This is a genomic window from Microbacterium sp. (assembly GCF_052102115.1).
GTDB lineage: Bacteria > Actinomycetota > Actinomycetes > Actinomycetales > Microbacteriaceae > Microbacterium.
The window spans coordinates 89320-104036 of sequence record NZ_JBQDVP010000003.1 but is presented as its reverse complement, the minus strand read 5'-3'; the positions used below and the strand labels follow the sequence as shown (position 1 = coordinate 104036).

Below are 14717 nucleotides of genomic sequence, written 5' to 3'. Positions count from 1 at the left end.
TCTCAGGCGCGGGCGGTGAGCGGCACCCGGACGCGCTCCACGATCTGATGCAGTGCCGCCTCGACGGGCTGCGCGCCGGCCCGATGCACGCCGCGGGCCGGAAGCAGGCGGTGAGCGAAGACGGGCAGGATGAGTGCGGTGAGATCATCGGGGATGACGTACTCGCGATTGTCGAGAGCCGCCCACACCTTCGCGGCGCGGACGAGCTGCAGCGTCGCCCGGGGGCTGGCGCCGAGGTGCAGGCTCGGATCATTGCGAGTGGCCTGCGCGAGCGCCACCGCGTACTCCTCGACAGCGGGGGAGACGTGCACCGAACGCGCCCAGCCGATCATGCGCGTGACGGCGGTGGCGTCGGTTACAGGGCGGATCGCGGCGAGCGGGTTCACGCTGTCGCGCTGGCGGAGCATGAGCGCTTCGGCCGCGGCATCCGGGTACCCCATCGAGATGCGCATCATGAAGCGGTCGCGCTGCGCCTCCGGCAGCGCGTAGGTGCCCTCCATCTCGAGCGGATTCTGGGTTGCGACCACGAGGAACGGATCGGGGAGCATGTGCGTGCGCCCGTCGACGGTGACCTGTCCCTCCTCCATCGCCTCCAGCAGCGCGGACTGGGTCTTGGGGGAAGAGCGGTTGATCTCGTCGGCGAGCACGATCTGCGCGAACACCGCGCCGGGCTTGAACTCGAACTCCCGGTCGACCGGGTTGTACACCGACACGCCGGTGACGTCGCTGGGCAGCAGGTCGGGGGTGAACTGGATGCGGCGCACCGTGGCATCCACGCTCGCCGCCAGCGCGCGCGCCAGCATCGTCTTGCCGACGCCCGGCACATCTTCGATGAGCAGGTGGCCCTCGGCCAGCAGGCAGACCAGGGCGCTACGTACGGCATCCGCTTTACCATCGATCACGTCGCCGACGGATGCCAGGATCGCTGCCGTCTGCGTCGCGAACTGCTCGGCCGTGATCCCGGGTTCGGTGTCGTGCAGGTCGTCCATGCGCTCCCTCTCGCCCGACGTCGGGTGTTCATTGATCGTAACCCCGCCGGAGTGGCGCCGGGCAGCCGATTCTCGTTGCCGTCGCGGTGCAGGTAGACTTGCCTGCGGCTCTCCGCGTGGCAGCATCCAGGCCAATTCCCCCAGGACGGAAACGTAGCAAGGGTAACCGGGCTCTGCTGGGTGCGCGGAGAGTCCTTTTCTTTCTGCGGACCATTTCTGCGGATGCCTGACGCTCCACAGGTTCACCTGCGAGGATCGTGGTGTGACCACTCCCGTCGCCCGCTCGCGTCCCAGCGTCATCGCTCGCTTCGCGTCTCCGATCGCGCTCGTGGCCCTGATGTGGGTGATCCAACTCGCGGACGCGATCCTGCCGGGCTCGTTCACCGGATTCGGGCTGCGCTCATGGGATCTCGGCGGTCTGCCGGGCATCCTGGTCGGACCGCTGCTGCACTCCGGGTGGCCGCATCTGATCGGCAACACGCTGCCGCTGCTCGTGCTCGGATGCCTGGTCGCCGTCGAGGGTGCAGGCAGGTTCTGGCTCGTCACCGCTGTCGTCACGGTGATCGGCGGCGCGGGAACGTGGCTGGTCAACGCACCCGGCACCCTGACCGTCGGAGCCTCGGGGCTCGTGTTCGGCTATTTTGCGTACGTCGTCGTGCGGGTGTTCTCGCCGCGGCCGATCGCCCATCGCATCGTCTACGCCCTCATCGCCCTCATCGTCATCGTGCTCTACGGCGGCTCGATGCTGGCCGGCATCGTCGGGGTGAGTGCCGGAGTGTCATGGCAGGCGCACCTGTTCGGTGGAATCGGCGGCGCGGCTGCTGCCCTGTTCGGTGGCCGCGACCGCGCAACAGCGGCCGAGTGAGCGGGCGTGACCGGTCGCACCGGCGTGCCCGCCGCCGCGGCTGGCTCCCCGGCATCCTCCTCGGCGGCGCCACACTCATCGTCCTGCTGGCGGTGCTCGTGCCGCTTGCGGCCTCGCGCGCACCGCTGGAGCTCTGCGTGTCGGAACCGGCGTCCTTCCCCCCGTCGGGGGTCGAGGGGTGGGACGGTGAACAGCTCGAGAACGCCGCCGTCATCGTGCGCACCGCGACGGCGCGGGGATTCGGGCGTGAAGGCCAGATCATCGGAGTGATGGCGGCGATGGGCGAGAGCAGCCTGCACAACATCGACTACGGCGATTGGGAGACCTCCGGCATCACCAACCCCGACGGCACCCGCACCAGCAGCATCGGACTGTTCCAGCAGCAGGATTGGTGGGGGAGCGCCGAGGAGCGGATGGACCCGGCGACGTCCGCCGGACTCTTCTACGCCCGCCTGGCGGGGCTCCGCGGGTGGCAGGATCTGGAGCCCACGATCGCGATCCATCGCGTGCAGATCAATGCCGATCCCGGTCACTACGAACGGTTCGAGACGGATGCCGCCGCGATCGTCGATGCGCTGTCCGGACCCTGCCCGTCGTGAGCGGACACGTCGTAAGCTGACACCGTGGCGCGGAGCATCTACATCACCTCGGCCGAAGGACATTCCGGCAAGTCCACCATCGCTCTGGGCGCGCTCGACGCGCTCATGCGCGCGACTCCGCGGGTGGGAGTCTTCCGCCCCATCGCGCGGTCATCGGCAGAGCGCGACTACGTGCTCGAGCTCATGCTCGCCCACGACGGCGTGCACCTCGACTACGACGACTGCGTCGGCGTCACCTACGACGAGGTCCGCGACGACCCGGAGCGGGCGCTCGGGACGATCGTCGGTCGCTTCAAAGCGGTGGAGGCGCAGTGCGATGCGGTCGTCATCATCGGCAGCGACTATACGGATGTCGCCAGCCCCGCCGAGCTCGGATACAACGCCCGCATCGCTGCGAACCTCGGCGCTCCGGTGCTGCTCGTGCTCGGCGGACGCGATCAACAGGCACGGGCAGAGCAGCTGGGCACCTCCACCGCTCGCACACCGTCGGCGGTGGGGCAGATCGCGTCGCTCGCGCTCGCCGAACTGCGTGCCGAGCGTGCCGAGCTGTTCGCCGTGATCGTGAACCGCGCCGACCCTGACGCCCTGCAGCCGACTGTCGATGCGATTCGGGGCGTGCAGGAGCAGACGACGCCGGTGTGGGCGATTCCCGAGGACCGTACGCTCGTGGCCCCCTCGATCCGCGGCATCCTGTCCGCCGTCGACGGGCGTCTGGTCAAGGGGGATGCCGATCTGCTCACCCGCGAGGTGCTCAGCGTCGTCGTCGCGGGCATGTCGATGGTCAATGTCCTTCCCCGGCTCACAGACGACGCGGTCGTCGTGGTGCCGGCCGACCGCACCGAGGTGCTGCTGGCGCTGCTGCTGGCCGATGCCTCCGGCACCTTCCCCTCGATCGCCGGCATCATCCTCAACGGGCCGTTCCCGCTGCCGGACGCAATCGAGAAGCTCCTCGACGGGCTCGCTTCCCGGGTGCCGATCATCGCCACCGATCACGGCACCTACGACACCGCCGTGCGGGTGATGGGGGCGCGCGGCCGGCTGGCAGCCGATTCGCGGCATCGCTACGACCGGGCTCTGGGTCTGTTCCAGACGCACGTCGATATCACCGAGCTGACCACGCAGCTGGGGCTGGCCGAATCGAAGGTCGTCACCCCGCTCATGTTCGAGTACGGCCTGATCGAGCGCGCCCACGCCGATCGGAAGCGGATCGTGCTGCCCGAAGGAGAGGACGACCGCATCCTGCGCGCTGCGGGCACGCTCACCGCGCGCGACGTCGCCGACCTCACGATCCTCGGCGACGAGGCCGCAATCCGCGCCCGGGCGACCGAGCTCGGCGTCGACATCGGCGCCGCCCAGATCATCAGCCCCACCGACCCGTCGTACGTGGACAGGTTCGCGGAGGAGTACGCACGGCTGCGCGCGCACAAGGGCGTCACGCTGGGGCAGGCTGCGGACACCGTGACCGATGTGTCGTACTTCGGCACGATGATGGTGCACCTCGGCCTCGCAGACGGCATGGTGTCCGGCGCCATGCACACCACGGCGCACACGATCCGGCCGTCGTTCGAGATCATCAAGACGAAGCCGGGTGTGGAGGTCGTCTCCAGTGTCTTCCTCATGGCCCTCGCCGATCGGGTGCTCGTCTACGGCGACTGCGCTGTGATCCCCGATCCGACGAGCACGCAGTTGGCAGACATCGCCGTGTCATCCGCGCAGACCGCGCAGCAGTTCGGCATCGAGCCGCGCGTCGCGATGCTGTCGTATTCGACCGGGGCGTCCGGGACCGGTGCGGACGTCGACAAGGTGCGCGAGGCCACGGCGCTCGTGCGCGAAAGAGCACCGGAGCTGCCGGTCGATGGACCCCTCCAGTACGACGCGGCGGCCGACGCCGCCGTCGCTGCAGCGAAGATGCCGGAATCGGCGGTCGCGGGGCGAGCGACGGTGTTCGTCTTCCCCGATCTGAACACCGGCAACAACACCTACAAGGCAGTGCAGCGTTCGGCCGGCGCCGTGGCCATCGGCCCGGTGCTGCAGGGGCTGAACAAGCCGATCAACGACCTCTCGCGCGGTGCGCTGGTCGACGACATCGTGAACACCGTCGCGATCACCGCGATCCAGGCGCAGGGCGGCGCGGCATGACGCTTCGTCTCGCTGCGCTCGCTCAGCGCGTTTCGTCTTGCTGCGCTCGCTCAACGACCCATAGTCGGCTGGAGGCCCCATGAGCGTCGTCCTCGTCATCAACAGCGGTTCGTCGTCGCTGAAGTACAGCCTCATGGATATGGAGCGCGAGGTGCCGCTCGGTGAAGGCCTCATCGAGCGGATCGGTCAGGATTCCGGCGAGATCTCCCACACCGTCCGCCGCGTCGGTGTCGAAGGTGAACCGGCCCCGACGATGCTCGATTCCACACACCGCACGCAGCGGCAGGTCGCAGATCATGATCAGGCGATGGCCGTGATGCTCGAGCAGTTCGCCGAGCACGGGCCGCAGCTGACCGAGCATCCGCCGGTCGCCGTCGGGCACCGCGTCGTCCACGGCGGTGCCCGATTCTTCGCCCCGACGCTCATCGACGACCTCGTCGAGATCAACATCGAGGATCTGTCGGTGCTCGCGCCGTTGCACAACCCCGGCGCGGTGGCCGGCATCCGCGCGGGGCGCCGAATGTTCGCCGACGTGCCGCACGTCGCGATCTTCGACACCGCTTTCCACCAGACGCTGCCGCCGGCCGCCTACACCTACGCGATCGAGCGCACGGTCGCCGAGCGGCACCGCATCCGCCGGTACGGATTCCACGGCACCAGCCACAAGTACGTCTCCGAACAGGCGGCGGCCTTCCTCGGCCGCCCGCTGGACGAACTGAAGCAGATCGTCTTCCACCTCGGCAACGGAGCCTCGATCACCGCGGTCGACGGCGGCCGATCGGTGGAGACCTCGATGGGCATGACCCCGCTCGAGGGACTCGTGATGGGCACTCGCTCCGGCGACCTCGACCCAGCAGTCGTACTTCATCTCGGGCGGGCGGCGCAGCTCGACAATGCCGAGATCGACACGCTCCTGAACAAGCAGAGCGGGATGCTGGGGCTCGCCGGCCGCGTCGACATGCGCGACATTCTCGCCGGCGTCGATGCGGGCGAGGAAGCGGCGACGCTCGCGTTCGACGTCTACATCCACCGCCTGCGCGCGTACGCGGGTGCGTACATCGCCCAACTCGGCGGCGTCGACGTCATCTCGTTCACCGCTGGCGTGGGCGAGAACGCCGCGAAAGTGCGTGCCGCGTCGATGGCCACGCTCGGTTTCCTCGGCATCGAGATCGATCCCGCCCGCAATGAGGCCAGAGCATCCGGCATCCGACGCATCTCCGCCGATTCGTCCACCGTCGACGTCCTCGTTGTGCCCACCGATGAAGAAGTCGAGATCGCGCGGCAAGCGCTCAGCCTGACCTGAGTGGGTTGGGTTCCTGCGGGCCGGATGCACCACTACGCTTGCAGAAGGCACGGAGAGGTGCCGGCATCATTCTTGTTTCTCACGTCTTGGAGTGCTGAGTGCCCGAGAACCTGCCCGATCTCCGCCGCGCCGAAGGTGTCCTGTTCGACCTCGACGGCGTGCTCACCCCGACCGCCGAAGTGCACATGCGCGCCTGGAAGGCGGTGTTCGACGAGGTGTTCGCCCAGTGGGGCATCACCCCGGCATACACCGAAGCCGACTACTACGCCCATGTCGACGGCAAAAAGCGCTACGACGGGGTCGCCAGCGTGCTGCGCAGCCGCAACGTCGAGATTCCATGGGGCGATGCGAGCGATCTGCCGGAGGTCGACTCGGTCTGCGGGATCGGCAACCGCAAGAACGCGGCTTTCGCGTCGGCGCTGCACCGCGAAGGCATCGCGCCGTACCCGGGGTCGCTGGAGCTCATCCGACAGTTGCACGAGGAGGACATCCCGCTGGGCATCGTGTCGAGTTCCCAGAACGCCGAGGCCGTGCTGGAGAAAGCCGGCATCCGCGACTTCTTCACGATCGTCATCGACGGGCGGGTCGCCGAGCGCGACGCGCTCGCCTCGAAGCCCGCGCCGGACATGTTCCGCGCCGGTGCCGTCGCGCTCGGTGTGACCCCCGGTGCCAGCGTCGCGGTGGAAGACGCGCTGGCGGGAGTGGCATCGGCCGCCGCAGCCGGTTTCGCCGTCGTCGTCGGCGTCGACCGCGGTGCCGGTGCCGACGCACTGCGCGCGGCTGGCGCCACCGGCATCGTCGATGACCTTGCCGAGCTGGTCCTCAGCCCGGAGCCCGACGACAGCGAGGAGAGCGCATGATCGATCGCGACCGCTTCCCGGTGCACCCCTGGCGCCTCACCGAGACCCGCTATGGAGAGGATGGCGTCTCCGAGACGCTCTTCGCGGTCGGCAACGGCTACCTCGGACTCCGCGGCAACCACATCGAGGGGCGCGGTGCCCACGAGCACGGCACATTCCTCAACGGGCTGCACGAGACCTGGCCGATCCGGCACGCCGAGCAGGCATACGGATTCGCCGAGGTCGGGCAGACGATCGTCAACGCACCGGATGCCAAGATCATGCGCGTCTACGTCGACGACGAGCCGATCTCGTTCGACGAGGCCGAGGTCCGCGAGTACGAGCGCACGCTCGACATGCGCACCGGAGTGCTCGAGCGCAGCTTCGTGTGGGAGACGCCATCCGGCAAGCGCATCCGCATCCGCGACGAGCGCCTGGTGAGCTTCGAAGAGCGTCACCTCGCGATCCTGCGCCTCGAGGTGACGGTCGAGAACGCGGACGCTCCCGTGACGATCAGCTGCCAGCTGCTGAACCGTCAGGATGGCGGCGATGTGTACGGCGGCACGCCGATCGCCGCGCAGAAGAAGGCTGGATTCGATCCGCGCAAGACCGAGAAGATCACCGAACGCGTGCTCGAACCGGTCGAATATTGGCAGGACGGGCTGCGCTCGGCGCTGTCGTATCAGGTGGCCGATTCCGGTATGACGGTCGCGCTCGTCGCCGACCACATCATCGCGACGGACAATGAGTACAGTGCGCGCACCCTGGTCGAGCCGGACATCGCCAAGAACGTGTTCCGCGTGCAGGCCAAGGCCGGGATTCCCATCACGATCACGAAGCTCGTCAGCTATCACACCTCACGTGGCGTTCCGGCGCGCGAGCTCGTCGATCGGTGCCGTCGGTCGCTCGATCGTGCCGAGATCGAGGGCGTACCGATGCAGTTCGAACGTCAGCGGGAGTGGCTTGCGGAGTTCTGGGATCGCTCGGATGTCGTCATCGAAGGGCATGACGATCTGCAGCAGGCGACCCGCTGGTGCCTGTTCCAGCTCGCTCAGGCCGCGGCGCGGGCCGACGGCACCGGCGTTCCGGCGAAGGGCGTCTCGGGGTCGGGGTACAGCGGCCACTACTTCTGGGACACCGAGATCTACGTGCTGCCGTTCCTGACCTACACGACCCCGCAGTGGGCGCGCAACGCCCTGCGCGCGCGGGTGATCATGCTTCCGGCTGCCCGCCGCCGTGCGGCGCAGCTCAACGAGGCCGGCGCGCTGTTCCCCTGGCGGACGATCAACGGCGAGGAGGCGTCGGCCTACTACGCCGCCGGCACCGCGCAGTACCACATCAATGCCGACATCAGCTTCGCTCTCGGCAAGTACGTGCGCGCCACCGGCGATGAGGACTTCCTGCGGCGTGAGGGCGTCGACATCGCCGTCGAGTCGGCTCGCTTGTGGGCGACGCTCGGGTTCTGGCGCGGGTCGAACGGCGATGCGACGTTCCACATCCACGGCGTGACCGGGCCCGACGAGTACACGACAGTCGTCAACGACAACCTCTTCACCAACGTCATGGCGCGGTACAACCTGCGGTACGCCGCGCGCGTCGTGCGCGAGATCGAGCATGACGATCCGCAGGCGTACGCCGGCATCGTCGAGCGCACCGGACTGGATGCCGGAGAGCCGGATGCCTGGGATCGCGCCGCCGAGGCGATCTTCATCCCGTACAGCGAGAGCCTCGGCATCCATCCGCAGGACGCCATGTTCCTCGAACGCGAGGTCTGGGACCTCGAGCACACCCCCGCCGAGCAGCATCCGCTGCTGCTGCATTTCCATCCGCTGGTGATCTACCGGTTCCAGGTGCTCAAGCAGGCCGATGTGGTGCTCGCACTGTTCCTGCAGGGCAACCACTTCACGGCCGAGGAGAAGCGCGCCGACTTCGAGTACTACGACCCGCTGACCACGGGAGATTCGACGCTCTCGGCTGTCGTGCAGTCGGTGCTCGCCGCGGAAGTCGGCTACCAGGACCTCGCGAGGAAGTATTTCGAGCAGTCGCTGTTCGTCGACCTCGGCGACCTGCACCACAACGCCTCCGACGGTGTGCACGTGGCCTCGGCGGGCGGTGTGTGGACGGCGCTCGTGTCGGGGTTCGGTGGGATGCGCGACCACGCCGGCGAGCTCAGCTTCGATCCGCGTCTGCCGGAGGACTGGCCGTCGCTCTCGTTCCGGATGCAGTGGCAGCGGGCATCGCTGCTGGTGAAGATCACTCGCGACGAGCTGCGCGTGCGTGTACGCGACGGTGATCCGGTCACCTTCACGGTGCGGGGCGCGGAGTACTGGGCGTCGGCGGACTCCGAGGCGGTCGTGCCCCTCGCCGATCAGGGACCGGTGCTGCCCGGGCGGCCGCGGCTCGGACAGTTCGAGGGGGCGCGTCGCGACGACGGCACACGCATTTCGGCATCCGTCCCGGTGGTCACGAGCAGCTTTCCGGTATACACGGCGTTCGAGGATTGACAGCGCGCATGGTGCGATGCGCTGAGCCTGCCGAAGTGCGATGCGCTGAGCCTGCCGAAGTGTCGGTGGCACACCGTAGGCTGGACGAGTGACCACAGCCCTCTATCGCCGCTACCGGCCCGAGACCTTCGGGGAGATGATCGGCCAGGCGCAGGTGACCGATCCGCTGATGACGGCGCTGCGCGGTGACCGCGTCGGTCATGCGTATCTGTTCTCGGGGCCCCGCGGGTGCGGAAAGACGACGTCAGCGCGCATTCTCGCCCGCTGTCTGAACTGCGCTGAGGGTCCGACGGACACCCCGTGCGGCACGTGCCCGAGCTGCGTCGAACTGTCACGCGCCGGTGGCGGATCGCTCGACGTCGTAGAGATCGACGCGGCCAGCCACAACGGCGTCGACGACGCCCGTGACCTGCGTGAGCGCGCCACGTTCGCGCCGAGCCGTGACCGGTACAAGATCTTCATCCTCGACGAGGCGCACATGGTCACCCCGCAGGGATTCAACGCCCTGCTCAAGCTCGTCGAAGAGCCCCCCGAGCACGTCAAGTTCATCTTCGCGACGACCGAACCCGACAAGGTGCTCGGCACGATCCGTTCGCGCACGCACCACTATCCGTTCCGACTCGTGCCGCCGGCGGCGATGCTCGAGTACGTCGAGAAGCTCTGTGCCGAAGAGGGCGTACAGGTCGCTCAGGGTGTGCTGCCGCTCGTGGTGCGCGCCGGCGGTGGGTCGCCGCGTGACACCCTGTCGCTGCTCGATCAGCTCATCGCCGGGTCCGACGGCGACTCGGTGACCTACGAGCGGGCTGTTTCCCTGCTCGGCTACACGCACGGCGCGCTGCTCGACGAGATCGTCGATGCGCTGGCCGCGGGGGATGCCGCGGCCGCCTTCCCCGCGATCGACAGGGTCGTCCAGACCGGGCAGGATCCACGCCGGTTCGTCGACGACCTGCTCGAGCGACTGCGCGACCTGATCGTGATCGCCGCGATGGGAGACGGGGCATCCGCTGTGCTCCGCGGCCTCGCCGAAGACGAGCTCGCACGCATGCGCGCGCAGGCAGACGCCTTCGGCGCAGCGCGACTCTCGCGCACGGCCGACGTCGTGAGCGCTGCGCTGGATGACATGACGGGGGCGACGTCACCGCGACTGCACCTCGAACTGATGATCGCGCGTGTGCTGAGCGCTGCCGGAACCGGCTCCGCTCCCGTCGCGCCTGCGGCCCCAGCCCCGAACGCCGCCGCTTCACCGACTCCCGCTCCCGTCGCCGAGCCCGCTTCGCCGGCGCCCGCAGCCGCGGCCTCATCACCGGCGCCCGCTCCCGCCCCCGAGACCTCATCGCCGGCGCCCGCAGCCGCGGCCGCCGAGACCTCATCGCCGGTCGTTGAGCGAGCCGAAGGCGAGACGAAACGCGTTGAGCGAGCGGAGCGTGTCGAAGCGTCTCCCGCCCCCGAAGCGTCTCCCACCCCCGAAACCCCTTCCGAAGCACCCCCCGCATCCACCACCCCGGTCGACATCGACCGCATCCGTGCGGCGTGGCCGGCTGTCCTCAAGCGTCTGGAGAGTGTCAGCCGAACCTCGTGGCTGCTCGTCACCGGGGTGCAGCCGCTCGATTTCACGGCAGAGACCGACGTGCTCACGATCGGCTTCTCGAGCGAGCAGGATCTCGCGAAGTTCAAGGGAGCGACCCCCGGAAGCGGTCCGTCGGACCATCTGCGCGCCGCGATCGAGCAGGAACTCGGCGTGAAGGTGAAGTACCGCCCGGCGCAGCTGCCGCCGGCGGCGCTGTCGGATTCGGCTGCTTCGGCTCCGGTCCGCACCGCCCCACGGCCCTCCCGGAACCAAGCAGCCGAGAATAAGAGCTCCGAGAATCAGGCTCCCGACAACCAGACGGCCGCAGTCACCGACTGGGCAGTCGCATCGATCCCGACGGATTCCGGCCCCGCCGATGCTCCCGCGCCGGATGCACTCTCGACTGATGCCGTCGCACCCGGCGCTGCGCCGCAACCGCAGTTCCCCGTCGATGACGAGCCCACCGAAGTCGGGGTGCCCGCACCACCGCTTCCGCAGGACGGTCTCGTCGACCGCGATGAGCCGCCGCTTCCCGACGACGAGGATGCGCCGCCGTCGGACGATGCGCCCCCGTACGACGCGCCGCCGGACGATCCGCGCTCGGCAGGCCCGGGCACCGCACCACAGGGCCAGGGGGCGCCAGCGTCCGCGGCGCCGCAGAACACGGCCCCGGCAGCATCCGCTCCGTCGGTGCGGACCGCCCCTGCCGTGGCAGATCGCGCACCGGGCGGCGTCCAGCGCTACGGCGAAGCCGTGATCCGACAGGTGCTCGGCGCGACCTTCGTGCGCGAAGAGCCGTATGAGCCGCCGGCGAGGTTCGCCTGATGTACGACGGCATCGTTCAGGAGCTCATCGATGAATTCGGCAGACTCCCCGGCATCGGTCCGAAATCTGCACAGCGCATCACCTTCCACATCCTGCAGACGCCATCGTTCGACGTCGCCCGTCTTGCCGAGCTGCTCACCGAGGTGCGCGCGCGGGTGCGGTTCTGCGAGATCTGCGGCAACGTCTCCGAGCAGGATCGGTGCGGCATCTGCCGCGATCCGCGTCGCAACCCCGCTCTGATCTGCGTGGTCGAAGACGCGAAGGACGTGTCAGCGATCGAGCGCACGCGCGAGTTCCGCGGCCTGTACCACGTGCTCGGCGGGGCGATCAGTCCGATCGCCGGCGTCGGGCCCGACGACCTGCGCATCACGCAGCTGATGTCGCGGCTCGCCGACGGCACCGTGCAAGAGGTCATCATCGCGACGAACCCGAACCTTGAGGGCGAGGCGACGGCGAGCTATCTCAGCCGGCTTCTCACGACGATGCAGATCACGGTGTCGCGACTGGCGTCCGGGCTGCCGGTGGGCGGCGACCTGGAGTATGCAGACGAAGTCACCCTCGGGCGTGCGTTCGAGGGGCGTCGCACGCTGTGAGGACGACCCCGCCGGACCGCTTCGGCGTGCGCGTTACGAGTCCTTGCGGATCCGAGAGAACAGCGACACGAGCAGCAGCACGAACCCGGCGCCGACGAGCATGTGGCCGAGGCCCGCGATCCCGGCGATCATCTTCGAGGATTCCAGGTCCTGCACCTGCAGCATCCCGTGCCAGATGAGCATCGCCGAGGTGAGGGCTACGCCCGCGTTGTAGATCCAGAAGAACCAGCGGAACAGTCGGCTCGACGACAGCTGGAACGACTTCTCGAGCGCGAGCACGATCAGCAGCACGATCATGCCGAGCGTGAGGAGGTGCGTGTGAGCGAGGCCGAGTTGTCCCATGAGCCCTTCCTCGAAGCCGTTCGCCTTGGTGAACTCCCGGTAGAAGAGGCCGGCGGCGAGGCCGAGCACGACGTAAACGGTGACGGCGGTGAGCAGCTGAAGCTGGGCGGAGCGCGAGACGGCGCGCGTCGTGGTCGGGGTGGTGGTGTCTGAGGTCATGGTTCCACCCTCCGCCCCGGGCGCCGGAAGCAGATCCATCGAAAGATCGACATCCGTGCCCGCGTTCGTCTGCGGAAAGAGAGACAATCGGAGCATGTCGTCGCCGCACATCACCGACCCGTCGCGCCGGCGGATGCTGACGGTCGCACGGTTCGCGCTGCATATGATCACGGCGCTGCTCTCGGCGGTGACGGCGATCCGCGCGATTGCGACCGGGGTGCCCCTGCTGCCCGCGATGCTCATGGCCGGCGTCTTCCTGGCCTGGTACGCCACCGGCGCGGCATTCGCGCGCGGCCGCTTCACCGGGTGGTGGCTGGGCGGTCTCAGCATCCTGTGGCTCGGGATGCTGCTGCTGTCGGCCGAGTTCGTCTGGCTCTCGTTCCCGCTGCTGCTGCTCGCCGGCCACGTCCTGCACCAGTGGCCGTCCGTCGCCTTCGCGATTCCGGTGCTCATCGCGGCCATCGTCGCCCCCGTGGTGCATCAGGTGCCCATCACCTTCGCCCATGTCGCGGGCCCGCTGCTGGGTGGCGGTTTCGCACTCGCGATCTCGCTCGGCTACGACGCACTGCTGCGCGACGCCGTCGAACGCGATCGACTGATCGCCTCGCTCGTGCGCACGCAGGATGAGATGGCGTCCCTGCAGGAGGAGCTCGCCCGCACCCAGCGGGACGCCGGCGCGACACAGGAGCGCACGCGCCTCGCTCGCGACCTGCACGACACGATCGCTCAAGAGCTCAGCTCGGTGGTGCTGATGGCGCGCACCGCCGACGCTGAGCGGATGCCGCAGATCGAGTCGATCGCGCAGCACTCGCTGACCGATCTGCGGCGGATCGTCGCCGCGCTCGCACCGGCCGAGCTCGAAGGCGCTGCTCTGGCCGCGGCGATCGAGCGGATGCTGGAAGCGCTGCGCCGCGACACCGGGATCGAGACCGCGCTGCAGGTCGATCCGGCCCTCCCTGCGATGCAGACATCGCAGGAGGTCGTTTTTCTCCGCGTCGCCCAATCGGCGCTCGCCAATGTGCGCCAGCACGCCCGAGCGTCGCGCGCGGAAGTGTCCTTCGAGGTTGCAGCGGGTCAGGTGGCGATGAGTGTGACCGACGACGGCGTCGGGTTCCTGGTGTCGGATTCCACGGCGACCTCGACGTCGTACGGACTATCGGCCATGCGCTCGCGACTGCGCGAGTTCGGCGGCACCCTCCAGGTGCGATCGGCGCCGGGGGAGGGCACGGTGCTCACCGCGACGGTGCCCGTGGAGCGGACAGGAGGGGACAGCTGATGGCGACGAGAATCCTGCTGGTCGATGACCATCCCATCGTGCGCGCCGGGCTCCGCGCCATCATCGAGACGCGCGGATTCGCCGTCGTGGGGGAGGCCTCGACGGGTGAGGAAGCACTCGAGATGGCATCCGAACTGCACCCGGACGTCGTCCTGTGCGATCTGCGCCTGGGCGATGGGATGGACGGGGTCGATACGACGGCTGCACTGCGGCGGATGCCGGACGCGCCTGCCGTCGTGATCCTTACGACCTTCGATCACGATGCGCAGATCATCCGAGCGATCGAGGCGGGGGCCGCCGGGTACCTGCTCAAGGACGTCGACAACGACACGATCGTCGCCGCGATCACGGATGCCGCCGCCGGTGCGATGGTGCTCACTCCCGGCGGAGACGCTCGCGTCATCGCTGCGCTCCGTGCGCCGAGGGTGACGCTCACGGATCGCGAGCGTGAGGTGCTGCTGGTCGTCGATGAGGGTGCGGGCAACAAGCAGATCGCCGCGCGGCTCTTCATTTCGGAGTCCACCGTAAAGACGCACGTCGTGCACCTCCTCGAGAAACTCGGCGTCGCCAGTCGGGCGGCGGCGGCCAGTGAAGCGCGGCGGCTGGGGTTGCTCTGAGCAGACAGATGTCGGCAACGGCATCCGTCACATGCGGAGGCGGGCATACGCGACGAACGTAGAATATCCCGTGGGCGGAACTGCCCGACGTCCCAGGGAG

The 14717-nt window shown here is 68.6% G+C and carries 12 protein-coding genes and 1 other RNA gene; 11 read left to right on the top strand and 2 right to left on the bottom strand.

Annotated features, from left to right (window positions below):
- Positions 1-2: 2 nt before the first annotated feature.
- Complete coding sequence (locus tag ACTICP_RS02165) at positions 3-989, bottom strand: AAA family ATPase (RefSeq protein ID WP_441889052.1); 987 nt, start codon at positions 987-989, stop codon at positions 3-5.
- A 103-nt stretch (positions 990-1092) separates the two neighbouring features.
- On the opposite strand from ACTICP_RS02165, the gene ffs reads away from it, so the two are divergent.
- From ffs to recR, 9 genes are all read left to right on the top strand, one after another.
- An RNA gene (gene ffs / locus ACTICP_RS02160) (signal recognition particle sRNA small type) lies at positions 1093-1189 on the top strand.
- A 62-nt stretch (positions 1190-1251) separates the two neighbouring features.
- Entirely contained in the window at positions 1252-1854 is a 603-nt protein-coding gene (locus ACTICP_RS02155) for a rhomboid family intramembrane serine protease (RefSeq protein ID WP_441889050.1), read from the top strand.
- On the top strand, positions 1851-2453 hold the full coding sequence (locus ACTICP_RS02150) for a hypothetical protein (RefSeq protein WP_441889048.1): 603 nt from the start codon (positions 1851-1853) through the stop codon (positions 2451-2453). The genes ACTICP_RS02155 and ACTICP_RS02150 overlap by 4 nt, the downstream gene beginning before the upstream one ends.
- Before the next feature lie 24 nt (positions 2454-2477).
- Positions 2478-4592: a phosphate acetyltransferase gene (gene pta / locus ACTICP_RS02145; RefSeq protein WP_441889046.1), complete on the top strand. Its 2115-nt coding sequence runs from the start codon at positions 2478-2480 to the stop codon at positions 4590-4592.
- 79 nt (positions 4593-4671) lie between these two features.
- A complete protein-coding gene (locus ACTICP_RS02140) occupies positions 4672-5895 on the top strand; it encodes an acetate/propionate family kinase (protein ID WP_441889044.1) in 1224 nt (407 codons plus the stop codon).
- Between the two features lie 98 nt (positions 5896-5993).
- The gene (locus tag ACTICP_RS02135) at positions 5994-6755 is read left to right on the top strand and encodes an HAD family hydrolase (RefSeq protein WP_441889042.1); all 762 of its coding nucleotides are present in this window, start codon (positions 5994-5996) and stop codon (positions 6753-6755) included.
- A complete protein-coding gene (locus tag ACTICP_RS02130; RefSeq protein WP_441889040.1) occupies positions 6752-9238 on the top strand; it encodes a glycoside hydrolase family 65 protein in 2487 nt (828 codons plus the stop codon). The genes ACTICP_RS02135 and ACTICP_RS02130 overlap by 4 nt, the downstream gene beginning before the upstream one ends.
- 88 nt (positions 9239-9326) lie before the next feature.
- Entirely contained in the window at positions 9327-11630 is a 2304-nt protein-coding gene (locus tag ACTICP_RS02125; protein ID WP_441889038.1) for a DNA polymerase III subunit gamma and tau, read from the top strand.
- Positions 11630-12223 (top strand): recombination mediator RecR, encoded by a 594-nt coding sequence (recR, locus tag ACTICP_RS02120; protein ID WP_441889036.1) that lies wholly within the window; start codon positions 11630-11632, stop codon positions 12221-12223. The genes ACTICP_RS02125 and recR overlap by 1 nt, the downstream gene beginning before the upstream one ends.
- 33 nt (positions 12224-12256) lie before the next feature.
- Here the strand turns inward: recR and ACTICP_RS02115 are convergent, their stop codons facing one another.
- Positions 12257-12724 (bottom strand): DUF2871 domain-containing protein, encoded by a 468-nt coding sequence (locus tag ACTICP_RS02115; RefSeq protein ID WP_441889034.1) that lies wholly within the window; start codon positions 12722-12724, stop codon positions 12257-12259.
- Between the two features lie 94 nt (positions 12725-12818).
- Between ACTICP_RS02115 and ACTICP_RS02110 the strand changes: the two genes are divergently transcribed.
- Both ACTICP_RS02110 and ACTICP_RS02105 read left to right on the top strand, forming a co-directional pair.
- The gene (locus ACTICP_RS02110) at positions 12819-14000 is read left to right on the top strand and encodes a sensor histidine kinase (RefSeq protein WP_441889033.1); all 1182 of its coding nucleotides are present in this window, start codon (positions 12819-12821) and stop codon (positions 13998-14000) included.
- Positions 14000-14617 (top strand): response regulator, encoded by a 618-nt coding sequence (locus ACTICP_RS02105; RefSeq protein ID WP_441889031.1) that lies wholly within the window; start codon positions 14000-14002, stop codon positions 14615-14617. Before ACTICP_RS02110 ends, ACTICP_RS02105 begins: the two co-directional genes overlap by 1 nt.
- Positions 14618-14717 lie beyond the last annotated feature (100 nt).

Bases quoted from the DNA above. Each gene is read 5' to 3' on its own strand.
- ACTICP_RS02165 (WP_441889052.1), bottom strand. From the start codon at position 989: ATGGACGACCTGCACGACACCGAACCCGGGATCACGGCCGAGCAGTTC.
- ACTICP_RS02140 (WP_441889044.1), top strand. From the start codon at position 4,672: ATGAGCGTCGTCCTCGTCATCAACAGCGGTTCGTCGTCGCTGAAGTAC.
- ACTICP_RS02130 (WP_441889040.1), top strand. From the start codon at position 6,752: ATGATCGATCGCGACCGCTTCCCGGTGCACCCCTGGCGCCTCACCGAG.
- recR (WP_441889036.1), top strand. From the start codon at position 11,630: ATGTACGACGGCATCGTTCAGGAGCTCATCGATGAATTCGGCAGACTC.
- ACTICP_RS02115 (WP_441889034.1), bottom strand. From the start codon at position 12,724: ATGACCTCAGACACCACCACCCCGACCACGACGCGCGCCGTCTCGCGC.
- ACTICP_RS02110 (WP_441889033.1), top strand. From the start codon at position 12,819: ATGTCGTCGCCGCACATCACCGACCCGTCGCGCCGGCGGATGCTGACG.
- ACTICP_RS02105 (WP_441889031.1), top strand. From the start codon at position 14,000: ATGGCGACGAGAATCCTGCTGGTCGATGACCATCCCATCGTGCGCGCC.